This window comes from Sulfitobacter donghicola DSW-25 = KCTC 12864 = JCM 14565 (assembly GCF_000622405.1).
Taxonomy (GTDB): domain Bacteria; phylum Pseudomonadota; class Alphaproteobacteria; order Rhodobacterales; family Rhodobacteraceae; genus Sulfitobacter; species Sulfitobacter donghicola.
Genome location: NZ_JASF01000005.1, coordinates 2,766,472 through 2,782,784, shown reverse-complemented (window position 1 = coordinate 2,782,784; position 16,313 = coordinate 2,766,472). Strand labels below are relative to the sequence as shown.

Below are 16,313 nucleotides of genomic sequence, written 5' to 3'. Positions count from 1 at the left end.
GACGATTTCGTTACATCATTCCGCCGCTTTGGCGTGGGATGTGCCACCAGAACGGATCACACTCAAGAGTTCTTCACGCCGTTTTGACGCTTTGGTCTCATTTTCCAACTTAACCGGACCAAAACCGCGAATATCCATCGGCAATGCGGCCAAAGCGATAATTGCATCGCGGGTGTTGTCATCCAGCTTGGGCAAGACTTCGCGCATGTCAGCCTCATACTGCTTGATCAAGGCCCGTTCCATTTTGCGCTCATCTGTATAGCCGAACACATCCAACGGCGTGCCGCGCAGACGTTTCAGGCGCGCCATCATCCGCAAGGGGCGCTCTAACCATGGGCCGAACTCACGCTTGAGCGGGCGACCATTTGGCCCCATCTTCGACAGCATGGGCGGGGCAAGGTTAAAGGACATCTTAAAGTCGCCATCAAACTCGGCCTGCGCTTTCTCGCGGCTGCTCAGCAACAAACGCGCAACCTCATATTCATCCTTATAAGACAACACCTTATGATACCCGTCAGCCACAGCCTCGCGCAGCGCTGTATCGCTGATGCTCTCCAGCAATTTGCCATACCGTTTGGCCAGACCTGCCCCTTGATAGGCTGTCAGGTGCTCTTTGCGATAGGCGATCTTTTCATCCAAGGTTTTCGGCAGTGCCACAACATTTGGCGTCAGAACCGCCTCTGCCTCTGCCGGATGCTCAACCGCCCAGCGCCCGATTTCAAAGGCGCGAAGGTTCCGATCAACGGCCGCGCCATTCAGCTTGATCGCCTCGACAACCGCTTCCAGCGTGAGAGGGATCAGCCCCTGCTGCCAAGCCCCGCCAAAGATCATCATATTCGAGAAAATAGAATCCCCCAGCGTCGCCTTTGCCAGATCAGAGGCATCAAACATCGACAGGCGCTCTTTCAACCGTGCCTCCAATGCCAGCTCTAAGCGGTCATAGGGCATCTGGAATTCAGTATCGCGGGTAAAGTCGCCCGTAATGATCTGGTGGCTGTTCACAACAGCGCCAGTTTGCCCTGTCGAGGTCAGCCCCAGCGTTTTATTGCCAGCTGAAACAACCAGATCACCACCGATCAGCGCATGGCATTCACCTGTCGCCACACGGATTGCGCTGATGCCTTCGGGCTTTTCGGCTAAACGACAGTGGATATTCACCGCACCGCCTTTTTGGGCAAGGCCAGCCATCTCCATCATACCAGCCCCTTTGCCGTCAATCTGGGCAGCCTGAGCCAGAACAGCGCCGATGGTGACAACGCCCGTCCCCCCGACACCGGTAATAACCACATTATAGGTGCCCTCAATCGCGGGCAGATCCGGCTGCGGCAGGTCGGGGATATTTATCTCTGTTGTCGCTTCTTTGCGCACGGTGGCGCCTTCAAGCGTGACAAAAGACGGGCAAAAGCCGTTGATACAGGAAAAATCTTTATTGCAGGAGGATTGATCAATCGCCCGCTTGCGCCCCAGCTCGGTCTCGGCCGGAACGATAGAGACACAGTTGGATTGCACGCCGCAATCTCCGCAGCCTTCGCAAACATCCGTATTAATGAACAAACGCTTGTCAGGATCTGGGAACAGCCCGCGTTTACGGCGGCGGCGCTTTTCCGCGGCGCAGGTCTGGATGTAGACGATCGCGCTCACCCCTTCAACCTTGGCCAGCCGTTCCTGAACAGTCTTCAGCTCGGCGCGCTCATGTATTTCGATGCCCTTGAAGGCGGCAAAGTCCACGTCTTCCTTTTCGTCATAAACAACAACAAGGTTCTTGATCCCCATCGCCGACAATTCGGCAACGATACGGGGCGCATCCAGCTCGCCTTCATTCGGCTGACCGCCTGTCATGGCAACTGCGTCGTTATACAGGATTTTATAGGTAATATTGGTTCCCGCAGCGATCGCAGCGCGGATGGCTTGCACGCCCGAGTGGTTATACGTGCCGTCCCCTAGGTTCTGGAAAACATGCGGCGTTTTGGAAAACGGCGCTTCGCCAATCCAATTTGCCCCCTCGCCCCCCATATGGGTAAAGCCCAAGGTCTCTCGGTCCATCCATTGCACCATAAAGTGACAGCCGATACCCGCATAAGCGCGGCTGCCCTCTGGAACCTTTGTGGACGAGTTATGCGGACAGCCCGAACAGAAATACGGCAGACGCCCTGCCAGCTCTTCGGCGTTATCTGCGCGGCGCGCATCCGCCAGATCGGCCAGCCCAGCGCGGATACCATCCGTGCCGCGCCCCTCTTCACATAAAACCTCGCCAAGCTTATCCGCGATATCAATCGGGTCTAGCGCATAGCGGGCGGAAAAGAACTCGGCTCCGTTCTTTGTACCGCCATACACACGTCTACCCCGACGATCATCAAACAGCGCCTCTTTGATCTGCACTTCGATCAGCTTGCGCTTTTCCTCAACCACAACAATCAGGTCCAGATCAGCAGCCCAATCGTTAAACCCGCGCATGTCTAATGGCCACGTCTGACCCACCTTATAGGTGCTAATGCCCAGCCGCGCGGCCTCTTCTGCATCAATATTCAACAGGCTCATGGCATGGATCAGATCGAGATAATTCTTACCCGCCGCAACAAAGCCGATCTTGGCCTTGGCGTTGCCCCACATGCGTTTGTCCATCTTGTTGGCATGTGAAAACGCCTCGGCGGCGTAACGTTTGTAATCAATCAGGCGCGCTTCCTGCTCGATCCGGTCATCCACCAGACGAATGTTCAGCCCGCCGTCAGGCAAATCAATATCCGGCGTGACAAAGGACATCCGGTGCGGATCACCATCCACAACCGATGTGACCTCGACCGTGTCTTTCATGGTCTTCAGACCAACCCAGACCCCCGCATAACGGGACAACGCCCAGCCATATAGGCCGTAATCCAGCACCTCTTGCACCCCTGCCGGAGACAGGACAGGCATATAGGTATCGACCATCGCAAATTCCGACTGGTGCAACACGGTCGAGGATTCACCCGTGTGATCATCCCCCATGGCCATCACAACACCGCCATGCGTCGAGCTACCCGCCATATTCGCATGGCGCATCACATCGCCCGTGCGATCAACCCCTGGCCCTTTGCCGTACCACAGACCAAATACACCATCATATTTACCCTCACCCCGAACCTCGGCCTGCTGCGCCCCCCAAAGAGCCGTCGCCGCCAAATCCTCGTTCAACCCTGCTTGAAACGTGATGTTATGCTCGGTGAGCTGCTTTTCAGCGCGCGACATCTGCAAATCAACCGCCCCCAAAGGCGATCCACGATAGCCGGTTACCAGTCCCGCTGTGTTTAGGCCTGCGGCCTTGTCACGGGCGGCCTGCATCATCATCACACGCACCAAAGCCTGCGTTCCATTCAATAAAACGGGGCTTTTGGTTAGATCCAAACGATCATTTAGCGAAATCTTTGGCGTTGTCATGGCGTCCCTCCCAAGAAACCAGCGCATAAATGCACACAAACATGCTTAATTTCCAACCACGATAGGTCACAAATACTGACCTGTATAGCCCTCTTATCCACAAAACCGTAATTTCCCCGCTCTAAAAGGGGTGTGCCAACCTGCAAACACAGGTAAAAGAACATCCAATCAGAAAGGCGCGCTATGGACTGGGACAAACTAAGGATTTTTCACGCGGTGGCGGATGCCGGCTCGCTCACCCATGCGGGGGACAAGCTGAACCTGTCCCAATCCGCCGTGAGCCGACAGGTCCGCGGCCTTGAGGAACAGCTAAATACCAACTTGTTCCACCGCCATGCCCGCGGCCTGATCCTGACCGAGCAAGGCGAGCTGTTGTTTGATGCAACCTCGGCGATGATCAAACGCCTTGATGCCGCCGCCGCCCGCATTCGCGACAGCGAAGAAGAGGTATTTGGCGAATTGCGGGTTACCACCACAATCGGCTTTGGCACCCTATGGCTCGCGCCGCGCCTGTCAAAACTATACGATAAATACCCAGACCTAAAAGTAGACCTGATGCTCGAAGAGCGGGTGCTGGACCTCCCCATGCGCGAGGCCGATGTTGCCATCCGCCTCAAAGAACCTTCCCAAGCGGATTTGGTGCGCAAACGCCTGATGACGGTTCAGATGTGCCTATACGCCAGCAAGAAATATCTCGATGATAATGGCGTCCCAGCCAGCATCGAAGACATGAGCAATCACCGACTCATCTGCCAGAACACGGATAGTGATCAGGTGGGGGCGGGCCTGAACCTGATCCAAAAGCTGATGATGAACGATGTAAAGTCCCTGCTGACCGTCAATAATTACTTTGGCGTTCTTCAGGGTGTTCTGCATGATGTTGGTATCGGTGTTCTGCCTAACTACCTCACTCAGGACTTCCCCGAACTCGTTCACATCCTTCCAGAGGTGGAATCCGCCGAAGTGCCTGTTTTCCTTGCCTACCCAGAAGAGCTGCGCCAATCCAAACGCGTTGCCGCGTTCAAGGAATTTGTTCAGGATGAGATCATCTCATATCGAAAACAACAGAAGCTAGACCAAGAAAAATAGGGTTTCCAGACAACAGCCATGCGTAAAGCGCATAACAGTTATGCGCTGACTCGAACAGAATCTGCCTTGATTGTGTGCAGGCTGCATCCTAACTGAACAATATAAGGATTGAGGCGCCCCGCGCGCATCGCCTTATACCTCCCTGTTGGACTTGGCCGGGCCTCGCGCCCGGTCTTTTTTTGTCTACTGTTCAGCTAGGCCCGTTCCTTTTCACGTATAAACACCGCCTGACGGGTTTTGAATCCACAAAACGCCCTTCCCCCCTGCACGCTCCTGCCCTATGAGAGGGGCCAAGTTTTATGACCCTCGGGGAGCGCCACCATGTCAGAACCAGCCATCACCCAAGACATCATTTCAGCCCACGGGCTAAGTGACAGCGAATACCAGACGATCCTCGACCTGATGGGCCGCACCCCCACTTTTACCGAGCTGGGCATCTTTTCCGCCATGTGGAACGAACACTGCTCGTATAAGTCTTCCAAGAAATGGCTGCGCACCCTCCCTACCGAAGGCCCTCAGGTGATCTGTGGACCTGGCGAAAACGCTGGTGTTGTGGATATCGGCGATGGTCAGGCCGTGGTCTTTAAAATGGAAAGCCACAACCACCCCTCCTACATCGAACCCTACCAAGGGGCTGCAACAGGTGTGGGCGGCATTTTGCGCGATGTCTTTACCATGGGCGCGCGCCCCATCGCCTCGATGAACTCGCTCAGCTTTGGTGAGCCTTCCCACCATAAAACAAAGCAATTGGTGCACGGTGTTGTTGCGGGTGTGGGCGGCTATGGTAACTGTTTTGGCGTTCCTTGTGTCGGCGGCGAAGTCCGCTTTGACAAAGCCTATAACGGCAACTGCTTGGTCAACGCCTTTGCGGCTGGCCTCGCTGATGCTGACAAGATCTTTTATTCTGCGGCTTCTGGTATCGGTATGCCTGTGGTCTACCTTGGTGCGAAAACAGGCCGTGACGGCGTGGGCGGCGCAACAATGGCCTCGGCCGAGTTTGACGACACCATCGAAGAAAAACGCCCCACCGTGCAGGTGGGTGACCCGTTCACCGAAAAACGCCTGATGGAAGCCACGCTAGAGCTGATGGCGACAGGTGCGGTTATTTCCATTCAGGATATGGGGGCCGCTGGCCTAACCTGTTCAGCGGTTGAAATGGGCGACAAGGGTGATCTGGGCGTGATCCTTGATCTGGAAAAAGTCCCAACCCGCGAAGAGAACATGACCGCCTATGAAATGATGCTCTCGGAATCCCAAGAGCGGATGCTGATGGTTCTGCGCCCCGAGTTGGAAGCCGAAGCAAAAGCCGTCTTTGACAAATGGGACCTCGATTTCGCAATCGTAGGCGAAACAATCGCCGAAGACCGCTTCTTGATCCGCCACAACGGCGAAATCAAAGCAGACCTGCCGCTCAAGGCGCTCTCTGGCACTGCGCCAGAATATGACCGCCCATGGGTGGAAACACCTGCCGCTGCCCCCTTGGCCGACGCGCCGACAATCGATCCTATCGACGGCCTCAAGGCGCTGCTCGCCTCGCCGAACTATGGTGGCAAATCTTGGGTGTACGAACAGTATGACACGATGGTCATGGCCGATAGCGCCCGCACACCGGGCTTTGGTGCGGGTATGGTACGTGTTCACGGCACAGACAAATCGCTGGCCTTCACCTCTGACGTGACACCGCGCTATGTCAAAGCGAACCCTGTCGAGGGCGGCAAACAGGCCGTCGCCGAAGCATACCGCAACCTCACAGCCGTCGGCGCAACGCCACTGGCAACCACCGATAACCTGAACTTTGGCAACCCAGAAAAACCCGAGATCATGGGCCAGTTTGTGGGCGCGATCAAAGGCATCGGCGAAGCAGTCGCCGCCCTTGGCATGCCAATCGTTTCGGGCAACGTGTCCCTTTATAACGAAACAGATGGCTCGGCGATCCTGCCAACGCCAACAATTGGCGCTGTTGGGTTGATCAAACAATCCAGCGACATCATCGGCTTTGATGTCCGCAGCGGCCATGTCGCATTGGTTTTGGGTGAAACCGCTGGTCACCTAGGGCAATCCGCCCTGCTGGCCGAGGCTTTTGGCCGCGCAGATGGGGATGCTCCATCCGTTGATCTGACCGCCGAAGCAGCACATGGCGATTTCATCCGCGCCAACCACACCAACATCGCAGCCTGTACTGACCTGTCAGATGGGGGCCTTGCGCTGGCGGCCTTTGAAATGGCCGATCACGCCAAACTGGGCCTTGCATTGGATACCGCAGACACTGCGCAGCTCTTTGGTGAGGATCAGGCACGCTATTTGATTGCAGCAGCGCCAGATGCCGTGGACGCATTGACCGCCGCCGCAGCCGCCGCTGGCCTGTCCCTAACGGCAGTTGGCTCCTTTGGCGGCGACACATTGGGCTTTGGCTCTAGCAGTGCTCAGCTGTCCGACCTTAGCACACAATACAACGGCTCTTTTGCAGCCACAGTGACCTAAAATCTCATCGGGGGTGCCTTAGGCGCCCCCGACCATCGCCATCAAGCGCGATTTTTCCCCAACATCGTCAGGCTTTGAAATCGCCGCCGCCAGCGCCTCTAGCGAGGCGATGGAATGGCCCGCGCGAAAGCTATCTACATGGGGCAACATGGCGCGGATGCCTGCCGCCTTTGGCGCAAACCCATCCCAGCGCAACAACGGGTTCAGCCAGATCACACGCCGCGCCGACAGGTGCAAACGTTTCATCTGACGGGCCAGCGCGTCTGGATCGTCACGATCCAACCCATCTGTAATTAACAAGACAACGGCACCCTGCCCCAACACGCGGCGCGACCAGTCGCGATTGAAGGCCTCTATACTCTGCCCGATGCGTGTCCCACCCTCCCAATCCTGCGCCTGCGCCCCCGCCGCCTTGAGCGCCGCATCCACGTCACGTGTGCGCAAATGGCGGGTGATGTTGGTCAGCTGGGTGCCAAAGGTAAACGCATGCACCTGCGCCCAGCCCGCGCCGCGTTCGTTCGCGACAGCATGTAAAAAATGCAGGATAATCCTGCTGTATTGGCTCATCGAGCCCGAAATATCGCAAAGAGCCACCAAATTTGGCCAGCGCGGCTTTGGCTGTTTGAGCGCCAGCACATCCATCTCGCCCCCCCGCCGCATCGCGCCGCGCAAACTGCGCGCAGCATCAATGCGCCCTCGCCCAAAACTGGGGGCATTTCGGCGCGAAGGCAGAGGCCTGATCGGCAGGCTCAGCTTGGCCAACATCCGCTTGGCTTCGGCCACTTCGGCCAAGCTCATCAACTCAAAGTCCAACGTCTTGAGCCGTTCGGATTTTGACATCGTCAGCGAGGCATCAACCTCGATCACGGTTTCTTCCTCCTTTGGCGGCGCGTCTTCGTCTTTCTCTGGCGCCTCGGCCCCATCTAGCAGCGCCTCGGCTGCACGTTTCTCTGCGGCTTGTGCTGGCCGCTCTTCCTGAACGCCGCGCACAGCAGGCAGCATCGCCGCCATCATATGCTCCATATACCGCGGGTCGCGCCAATAAAGACGGAAAAGCTGGGCGAAAATGCGGGTATGTTCGGGGCGGTTTACAAAACACGCATGCAACGTCCAGTAAAAGTCACGCTTGTGGGTAAAACCCACCGCCTCAACCGCGCGGATCGCATCCAGCACCCGCCCCGGCCCGATGGGCAAACCTGCCCGCCGCAAAGCCCGTGCAAAATGGGTGATATTTCCCACCAGCTTGGGATCATCGGGCAGCTCTAGGGGCGCGTATTCAACCATCCCTGCGCCGCCTCATGCGTCCAAGCTGGCTCTTGCTTCGTCCAGCAGGCGCTTGGCCTCTGATCCTTGGAGTTTGGCAATGTCGTCCTGATACTTTAGCACTGCGCCCAGCGTGTCGGCGATCACTTCGGGGCTAAGGGTCAGCGCATCCAGCGCCAGCAGGCATTTCGCCCAATCAATGGTTTCAGCCACACCAGGTTTCTTGAACAAATCCTCGGTACGCAAACGCTGCACAAAGGCCACCACCTCTCGGCTCAGCGCCTCGGTCGCCTCGGGGGCGCGCGCCTGTAAAATCTCCATCTCACGCTCGAAATCAGGGTAATCCACCCAGTGATACAGGCAGCGCCGCTTGAGCGCGTCATGCACTTCGCGGGTGCGGTTTGAGGTCAGGATCACGATGGGCGGCTCTGGGGCCTTTATCGTGCCCATTTCAGGGATGGTAACCTGAAAATCGCTGAGTGCTTCCAGCAAAAAGGCCTCAAAAGGCGCATCCGTGCGGTCCAATTCGTCGATCAGCAGGATCGGCGCGCCGTTTTCATCAGGCCGCAGTGCTTGCAACAGAGGGCGCTCGATCAGGAACTCGTCGCTAAACAGCTCTCCGTTCAACGCTGCACGATCCGTGCTGCCTGTGGCCTCTGCCGTGCGAATTGCAACCATTTGCGCTGGGAAATTCCATTCATACACCGCCGAGGAAGCATCCAACCCCTCATAGCATTGCAACCGGATCAAACGCCGCCCCATCGCCGCAGCTAGCGCCTTGGCGATCTCGGTTTTGCCAACACCTGCCTCACCTTCCAAAAACAAAGGCCGCCCTAGCTTCAGGCTCAGGAACACGACGGTCCCTAATGCGCGGCTACAAACATAGCCCTCATCGCCAAGCATTTCTTGAACCGCATCAATAGATGAAACATCCGTCACAATGGCCGCCCTCCCAATGGCATTCTGTTTAAAAGGCCACTCAACCTCCTCTAGGTCAAGGCAACTTTGATAGATATGTCACGCAGTTGACGCCAACATCTGCCAAAGATTGACGTGATTCCTCCAAGGTGGCATCCTCGACGTGAGCAAGAATGAGGTAGCAGGCCCAGAATGCACTGCACCCGTAAATGAGGCGGATATGGTAAACGCGACGCGAGATGCAGCGCCCCGAACACGAGGGCGCCATGGCTGATGATCTAAGAATAACCGCTGTGACCTGCGTGAAAAACGAAGGTCCCTTTTTGCTGGAATGGATCGCCTTCCACCAGAATATTGGCGTGACCGACTTCCTATTTTACTCAAACGATTGCGACGATGGCACCGATACGCTGCTGGATGCGCTGGCCGAACAGGGGCACGTGACGCACCTGCCCAACCCCGCCGAGGGCCGCAATTACCAGATGGAAGCCCTGAAAGACGCCAAAAAGCAGGACATCGTGCTAAACGCCGATTGGGTCTGGATTGCCGATGTTGATGAATTCCCTAATATCCATGTGGGCGATCACAGCTTTGGCGCATTGATCGATGCCTGCGGTGATCCGCAAACGATTAGCCTGAACTTTCAGTTCTTTGCCAATAACGACATTGAGGGCTTTGAAGACCGCCCCGTGATTGAGCAATTCACCCACAGCCACAACCCCGACCTATGGTGCGGCGAAGCGGCGATTGAGGTGAAATCGCTGGTCCGTCAGGATTTCCCCCTGCAGTATTTTGGCGCGCATAGACCGTTCTTTCGACCCAAAGTGAAAAAGAACCAACGCCCCAGCTGGACGGATGGCTCTGGCCGTGCGGTACAGCATCGCTTTCTTGTGGCCGCAAACCCGCGCCGCATTCGCCGCTTTCCTGCGGCGGGATCCCGCAATTTCGCCACGCTGAACCACTATGCCTTGCGCAGCCTTGATAGCTATCTGGTGAAGAATGACCGTGGCGATGTGAACCGCGAAAACCGCGCGTTTGACGACACCTACTGGCGTGAACGCAATGATCCCGCGTGGGAAGATACCTCAATCAGCCGCTATATCCCTGCCCTGAAAAAGCAGATGGATAAATTGAAGAGCCAAGGCAACATCGGCGCCCTCCATGACGCCTGCGTCAAAGCCCATATCGCGCGGCGCGACGCCCTGCTAGAGCAGCAGGAATACCGCGACATGCAAAGCCAGCTGCGCTCGGCATCCAAACTGCCCCCGCAAGAAGAAGCCATGCTGCGTGACCTCGGCCTGTTGGAGGAGGCGCTATGAGCACCCTCAAAGTCGTCAATCTGGGGCTGCCGAAAACAGGGACAACCACCCTAGCCCGCGCCCTGAAAATCGCAGGTTTCAAAGTGGCCGATCACCGTATCCGCGCCCGCCAAACCGAAACAAAATCCCTCAAAAACGCCTTTGTCGCGGATCTTCTCTATCAGGGTTACTTCCAAAGCGGTGATCCTGCCGCCCTTTTTGAGGATTTCACCGCCGTGACCGAGCTGAGCTGCTTGCGCAATGGGAAATCCCTCTGGCCGCAGATGGATTTTGCGATCATCGACGCCATACGCAAACACCACCCCGAGGTGCGTTTCCTCGCGTCGCGGCGCGATAGCTGGGATGTCTCGCAATCCATGCTGGCGTGGTCCGATCTGGGCACCGACCGCCTGCCTGCCTCTGACATTCCCGGTCTGCCCGAAGGCTACGGCGAAACCAGCCGTGAACGCATTCAATGGATCGATGGGCATTACGCCCACCTACAGGCGATCTTTGCTGGTGATCCAGCGTTTATGGAATATGACGTGGCGGATGCAAACGCCCATGCCCTAGTGGCAAAACACGTAAACGCCGAATTGCCATGGTGGGGCCAAGCCAACGCAAATTCGCAAAACAAGGCAAGCTGATGCGCATCTATCTACATATCGGACCAGAAGAGGTCAGCGCCGCACGTATCCAATCCGTACTGGCCGACAAACGCGAACAGCTTAGCCGCAGAGGCGTATTATTCGCCCGCAGCCCTGGGAACAAAAACCACACCCGCCTGTTTATGGCGACAACCGATGCGGGCCACGTAGATCCGCTGCGGTTCAATCGCGGCTATATCACGCCCCAAAAACAGGCCGTTTTACGGGACGCCGTGATCAACGATCTTGAACGCGAAGTTGGCCAGCACAAGCCTGACACATTGATCCTGTCCTGCGCCCAACTCGGAAACGCCCTGCGCACGCGCTCCGAGCTCGCGCGCCTGCATGCGATGTTATCGCCGTTATCCGAAGACATCCGTGTCATCGCCCATGTAGACCTGCCGACACGGATGCTTGCCCGCAGCTATGCATCGCAAATCTTGGAAGGTCGCGGAATATCATTGGATGCCGAGCTTGATCTGGTTGGAACAGATTGGTGGGCCGAAGCACTCAAACGCACGCCGCAGATTGATCCGGCGGCTGGTGTCTTTGCCGAGACACAGGCCCCAAACCATTGGTTAGACCTACCCGCCCTAGTCGGGTTTTGGGAAGACGTGTTTGGCAAGGGTTCGGTTGACCTTTACAGTTACGATGCGGATGAATTTGCAAGCCGCGAAGTCACCGAAACCATCTGTAAAACATTCCAGATCGACGGGAATATCGGCAAGGTCGAAGCCATCGCCATGCCACCTGACGTGCCCGAGGCCACCTTGGCCCGTGGCAGACAGATGAACGCGCTGATCTTGCAAGTTCTGGCCAGCAGGCAACGGATTTTGCCCCGCCAGCTTTGGCGCAGCTTTATACAGGATATCGCCGTGGACGGGCCGCCGATTGATCTGGCTTCCCTTCACCCGATCACCAAACACTTTGCCCCCGCTTTGAAAACCCTACTGAAAGAGCACAAAGGCCTAAACGCCGATACCTTTAAAGCACCCCGCGCAAAAGGAAGCTGGAGCGAGGCAGATCCCATGTTCGGGTTCCGCCCTTCGCAGTATTTGCTGGGCTTTATGTGGCGGATCGACAAAGCCACGCGCGAAGAGCAACAAAAACGCGCCGCCGATCTGGCGCGGCTGGCAGGTACGGTCTCAAGCGCCGCTGAGGCTCCCGCCTTGCAAGAAGCAGCACCGCGCGCAGAAGATGACGCCCCCGATGGTCTCACCGAAACCGCACGCAAAATCATGCCCCCGCTCGCCGTGCAGAATTTTGAAAAACTGCGCAGCTCCTCCTTTGCCCCCCATAACAAAATGGGTTCGGTCAACGAAGAAGAGCTGGCCGCAGCCTATACCCCAATTACCCCTCGCGTTCTGCCCGAAGGGAATTCAGGCAATGTCATTGTGGGCTGCATGAAAAACGAAGCCCCCTATATCACGGAATGGGTCGCCTATCACCGTGCCATGGGGGTGGATAATTTCCTAATTTATACAAACGGTTGCGACGACGGCACTTCTGAAATTCTGGATCGCCTTCAGGAAATGGGCGTTTTGCAACACCGCAACAACGATGACTGGAAAGGCAATTCGCCCCAGCAATATGCGCTAAACCAATCGCTAAAAGAGCCGGTGATTATGAACGCCGAATGGATCATCCACATCGATGTGGATGAGTTCATGAACGTCCGCTGTGGAAACGGAACGGTTCAGGATTTCCTCGATGCGGTTCCAGACGCCACAAACATCGCCATGACATGGCGCCTATTCGGCCATAACGGCGTGACCAAATTGAACGATGAACTGGTCATTGATCAATTTGACACCTGCGCCCCCAAATTCTGCCCGAAACCACACACGGTTTGGGGGTTCAAAACGATGTTCAAAAACATCGGCGCCTATGAGAAAATTTCCTGCCACCGCCCTAACAAGCTAGAAGAAGGGTTTGAAAACAAAGTTAAATGGGTCAACGGATCAGGTAAGGACATGACCAAAGAGGTTGCCACAAACGGGTGGCGCTCCTCTAAAAAGACCATTGGCTATGATCTATTGCAGCTCAACCACTATGCGTTGCGATCCGCCGAAAGCTTTTTGATCAAACGCCAGCGCGGCCGCGCCTTGCACGTCGACCGCTCAATCGGGATCAACTATTGGATCCGCATGGATTGGTCCGATTTCCGCGACATTACCATCAAACGTAACCTTCCCCGCCTTCAGGCCGAATATGACCGCCTGATGCAAGACGATATTCTACGCGGCTGGCATGAGAAGGGTCTGGAATGGCACCGCGCCAAAGCCGAAGAGCTACATAAAAACCCCGAATTCGCAGACCTCTACCGCGATGCCCTAGAGGTCAAACTAACCGAGACCGAGCGCGTGGCCTATTCGCTTGCGCTGGATATGGAGAGTTAAATGGACGGCACCATCCAAACACGTGATCCCTATGTCATGTCAAAAGGCATGAAGTTCCCAAAAGACGGGCATTTCATCACCGGACAGCTCCGCGCAGCCCTGCGCGAAAACCGCTATGAGGCGAAAGAAGCGCAATGCGTGCTCAAACTGGTCCGCGACGAAGACACGGTCATCGAATTGGGCGCTGGCATTGGCTTTATGTCCACTCTGGTCGCCACGCGCCGCAAGATCAAAGCAGTGCATGCGTTTGAGGCAAATCCCGCTCTCATCCCCTATATCCGCTCGGTTCACGAGGCAAACGAGCTGACAAATGCCCATGTGACCAACGCCCTTCTTGGCCCGCGCAAGGGCAGCGCAGATTTCTATGTGCGCAACAACCTGCTGTCCTCCTCGATGGAGCCGCTGGATTCGGACACGCCTGAAAAGGTCGAAAAGGTAAAGGTAGAGGTCCTGAATGCGAAACAGACCTTTAAATCCATTGGCGCAAACATCCTGATCGCAGATATTGAAGGGGCCGAGGCCACCCTCCTGCCCCAGCTAGACCTTACAGGCCTGCGCGGCGCGATGATCGAATTGCACCCCCAATATATCGGCCCCGAAGGCGTGAATGCTGTGTTCAAGGCGATGATGGACGCGGGCCTTGCCTATTACGCGCGCGGCTCCACGCATAAAGTCGTCTGTTTCCGGCGCGCTTGGTAAGATGTCTCACCTTGCAATTCTATGTGTCCGCAATGAGGGCGCATTCCTGCTGGAATGGCTGGCCCATCATCAGGCCGTGGGTTTTGACAAATTCCTGATCTTTTCAAACGATTGTCAGGATGGCACCGATACCATGCTGGACCAATTGGAAAAGATGGGCCTCGTCACCCATGTCCGAAATGAAGGCCCCTATGACAATGGCGGCATCCAATTCACGGCCCTAAAAACCGCCGCCAAACATAAACTCACCCGCAAAGCAGACTGGATTTTACCGCTGGATGTGGATGAATTTGTAAACATCCATTGCGGTGATCACACTTTACCAGCGCTACACGCAGCTATTCCTGATGCCACGGCGATCACCCTTACGTGGCGGTTGTTTGGTGCAAATGGACAGGTCCGTTACTCTCCTGCGCCAGTTCTGGATACTTTTACCAAAGCAGCGCCCGCGATCATGCACTGGCCATGGCGTTCTGCCATGTTCAAAACCCTGTACCGCAACGATGGCACCTATAAAAAACCTGGCGTCCATCGCCCCCGTGACCTTAACGAGAAAAAGAAAGCGGATGCGCGTTGGTTTGACAGCAATGGAGAGCCCCTGCCCGAGCAATTCGTAAACAAACGCATCTTTTCCAACTTCAGCAAAGACAACTACGGGCTTGTTCAGCTCAACCACTACCCTTTGGGTGCATTAGAAAGCTATGTGGTCAAGGCAGATCGCGGGCGCGCGGTTCATAGTGACCACATCCTTGGCTTGGACTATTGGGTCGAGCGAAACTTTAACACCAATGAAGACACCTCAATCCAGAGCCTTGCCGCACCCCGTTCTGAGGCTTTGCAAGCCATGTTATCTGATGAAACCCTGTCAAACTTGCACAATAGCGCGGTCGCATGGCGCAAGAAGCAATTCGAAACCTTGATGCTAAAAGAGCCATTTCGCGCATTGTTCGGGCGCCTGCTCATGACGCCGCCGTCACAGCCCGTTCCCAGAGAAGCAGCCCAATTTATGTTCCATTTTGCCAACCGCGCGCGGCGGGCAAATAAAAAGAAGCCGTAATTCTTCGGGTATTTTCCGCAATTTTGCCCAATTGCAGTGTTAGTGACCTTGCAAAGCCCCGCGCATTCATTGGCGTTGGGGTAATTTTGAGGACGCGCAATGGCCGATAACAGCCTGAACTTTGAAACATCGCTTGCCGGTATGAAAAAAGCCGACTGGCTGGATGCCGTAGAACAGCTCTGCGATGAAGACGGCTATTTTGAAGACCTCGGCAAGCGGCATTACGCTGCTTTTATTGAACGCTCGTCCACCCTGTTGGTGACGTTTGAAACCCTTCAGGGCATTCCAGCCCTATCCCCCCTTGCCCAGCCGCTCGGGTGGGAAATGATGAAAGACCACGATTGGTCCAACCTCTGCATCGCCTCAAACGGCGATACATGGTTTCGCGACCCAGCCGTATTTGGCTATTTTGACCGCTTGATTGATGACGGGTTCTTTGACGAATTCGATGAAATCATTTTCTATGGCGCTGGTCCATGTGCCTATGCTGCCGCGGCCTTCTCGGTTTCGGCACCAGAGGCGCGCGTGTTGGCCATCCAACCCCAAGCCAGCCTTGATCCGCGCATAACAGAATGGGACGACCGCTTTTTAGAAATGCGCCGGACCGATTTTTCCTCGCGCTTTGGGTATGCGCCAGACATGTTGGACGCAGCCTCGATGGCTTATGTGGTTTATGACCCGCGCGAACAGCTGGATGCGATGCATGCCGCCCTGTTTACACGCCCCAATACGACCAAGCTGCGCTTGCGTTTCATGGGAAATGCGATCCAGACCGATCTGTTGGAAATGGGCCAACTGGTACCCCTATTATTGGCGATCGCCGATGATCGTTTGGACGATCTCAGCTTTGCAAAGATGATGCGGGCGCGGCGGTCTCACACGCCCTACCTGCGCAACCTTCTTGCCGCATTAGACGCGGAAGAGCGCGACACATTGGCCGTTGCCCTCGCGCACAATGTAACATCCCGCATGCATGCACCACGTTTTGCACGCCGACTGGCCAGCGAAACCAAAACGACAAGCGGCGAAGACGACTAGCGCCGCGCCC

General features: G+C 56.0%; 11 protein-coding genes. 8 read left to right on the top strand and 3 right to left on the bottom strand.

Translation table 11 applies throughout. The features are described 5' to 3' along the window. Positions 1-15 precede the first annotated feature (15 nt). Positions 16-3,414, bottom strand: a complete 3,399-nt coding sequence (locus tag Z948_RS0114820; RefSeq protein ID WP_025060342.1) for an indolepyruvate ferredoxin oxidoreductase family protein — start codon at positions 3,412-3,414, stop codon at positions 16-18. A gap of 183 nt (positions 3,415-3,597) precedes the next feature. On the opposite strand from Z948_RS0114820, the gene Z948_RS0114815 reads away from it, so the two are divergent. Together Z948_RS0114815 and purL are read left to right on the top strand one after the other, a co-directional pair. Then, positions 3,598-4,503 (top strand): LysR family transcriptional regulator, encoded by a 906-nt coding sequence (locus Z948_RS0114815; RefSeq protein ID WP_025060341.1) that lies wholly within the window; start codon positions 3,598-3,600, stop codon positions 4,501-4,503. Positions 4,504-4,824: 321 nt separating this feature from the next. Beyond that, positions 4,825-6,984 carry a phosphoribosylformylglycinamidine synthase subunit PurL gene (purL, locus tag Z948_RS0114810; protein WP_025060340.1) on the top strand — a complete coding sequence of 720 codons (2,160 nt, stop codon included), beginning with the start codon at positions 4,825-4,827 and terminating at the stop codon, positions 6,982-6,984. A gap of 18 nt (positions 6,985-7,002) precedes the next feature. On the opposite strand, the gene Z948_RS0114805 is transcribed toward purL, so the two are convergent. Beyond that, positions 7,003-8,268 carry a vWA domain-containing protein gene (locus Z948_RS0114805; protein ID WP_025060339.1) on the bottom strand — a complete coding sequence of 422 codons (1,266 nt, stop codon included), beginning with the start codon at positions 8,266-8,268 and terminating at the stop codon, positions 7,003-7,005. A 12-nt stretch (positions 8,269-8,280) separates the two neighbouring features. After that, complete coding sequence (locus Z948_RS0114800; RefSeq protein WP_052033142.1) at positions 8,281-9,150, bottom strand: AAA family ATPase; 870 nt, start codon at positions 9,148-9,150, stop codon at positions 8,281-8,283. 254 nt (positions 9,151-9,404) lie between these two features. On the opposite strand from Z948_RS0114800, the gene Z948_RS0114795 reads away from it, so the two are divergent. The 6 genes from Z948_RS0114795 to Z948_RS0114770 all read left to right on the top strand — a co-directional run bounded on the left by Z948_RS0114795 (position 9,405) and on the right by Z948_RS0114770 (position 16,303). Continuing rightward, positions 9,405-10,484: a glycosyltransferase family 2 protein gene (locus Z948_RS0114795; protein ID WP_025060337.1), complete on the top strand. Its 1,080-nt coding sequence runs from the start codon at positions 9,405-9,407 to the stop codon at positions 10,482-10,484. Next, the gene (locus Z948_RS0114790; protein WP_025060336.1) at positions 10,481-11,110 is read left to right on the top strand and encodes a sulfotransferase; all 630 of its coding nucleotides are present in this window, start codon (positions 10,481-10,483) and stop codon (positions 11,108-11,110) included. The genes Z948_RS0114795 and Z948_RS0114790 overlap by 4 nt, the downstream gene beginning before the upstream one ends. Further along, entirely contained in the window at positions 11,110-13,509 is a 2,400-nt protein-coding gene (locus tag Z948_RS0114785) for a glycosyltransferase family 2 protein (protein ID WP_025060335.1), read from the top strand. The genes Z948_RS0114790 and Z948_RS0114785 overlap by 1 nt, the downstream gene beginning before the upstream one ends. Further along, positions 13,510-14,208 carry an FkbM family methyltransferase gene (locus tag Z948_RS0114780; protein WP_025060334.1) on the top strand — a complete coding sequence of 233 codons (699 nt, stop codon included), beginning with the start codon at positions 13,510-13,512 and terminating at the stop codon, positions 14,206-14,208. It begins immediately after the preceding gene. A 1-nt stretch (position 14,209) separates the two neighbouring features. After that, positions 14,210-15,265: a glycosyltransferase family 2 protein gene (locus Z948_RS0114775; RefSeq protein WP_025060333.1), complete on the top strand. Its 1,056-nt coding sequence runs from the start codon at positions 14,210-14,212 to the stop codon at positions 15,263-15,265. 99 nt (positions 15,266-15,364) lie between these two features. After that, on the top strand, positions 15,365-16,303 hold the full coding sequence (locus Z948_RS0114770) for a hypothetical protein (RefSeq protein WP_025060332.1): 939 nt from the start codon (positions 15,365-15,367) through the stop codon (positions 16,301-16,303). Positions 16,304-16,313 lie beyond the last annotated feature (10 nt).

Excerpts from the sequence above, each read along its gene's own strand:
- Z948_RS0114820 (WP_025060342.1), bottom strand. The coding sequence starts at position 3,414 with ATGACAACGCCAAAGATTTCGCTAAATGATCGTTTGGATCTAACCAAA.
- Z948_RS0114815 (WP_025060341.1), top strand. The coding sequence starts at position 3,598 with ATGGACTGGGACAAACTAAGGATTTTTCACGCGGTGGCGGATGCCGGC.
- purL (WP_025060340.1), top strand. The coding sequence starts at position 4,825 with ATGTCAGAACCAGCCATCACCCAAGACATCATTTCAGCCCACGGGCTA.
- Z948_RS0114805 (WP_025060339.1), bottom strand. The coding sequence starts at position 8,268 with ATGGTTGAATACGCGCCCCTAGAGCTGCCCGATGATCCCAAGCTGGTG.
- Z948_RS0114800 (WP_052033142.1), bottom strand. The coding sequence starts at position 9,150 with ATGCTTGGCGATGAGGGCTATGTTTGTAGCCGCGCATTAGGGACCGTC.
- Z948_RS0114795 (WP_025060337.1), top strand. The coding sequence starts at position 9,405 with ATGCAGCGCCCCGAACACGAGGGCGCCATGGCTGATGATCTAAGAATA.
- Z948_RS0114790 (WP_025060336.1), top strand. The coding sequence starts at position 10,481 with ATGAGCACCCTCAAAGTCGTCAATCTGGGGCTGCCGAAAACAGGGACA.
- Z948_RS0114785 (WP_025060335.1), top strand. The coding sequence starts at position 11,110 with ATGCGCATCTATCTACATATCGGACCAGAAGAGGTCAGCGCCGCACGT.
- Z948_RS0114780 (WP_025060334.1), top strand. The coding sequence starts at position 13,510 with ATGGACGGCACCATCCAAACACGTGATCCCTATGTCATGTCAAAAGGC.
- Z948_RS0114775 (WP_025060333.1), top strand. The coding sequence starts at position 14,210 with ATGTCTCACCTTGCAATTCTATGTGTCCGCAATGAGGGCGCATTCCTG.
- Z948_RS0114770 (WP_025060332.1), top strand. The coding sequence starts at position 15,365 with ATGGCCGATAACAGCCTGAACTTTGAAACATCGCTTGCCGGTATGAAA.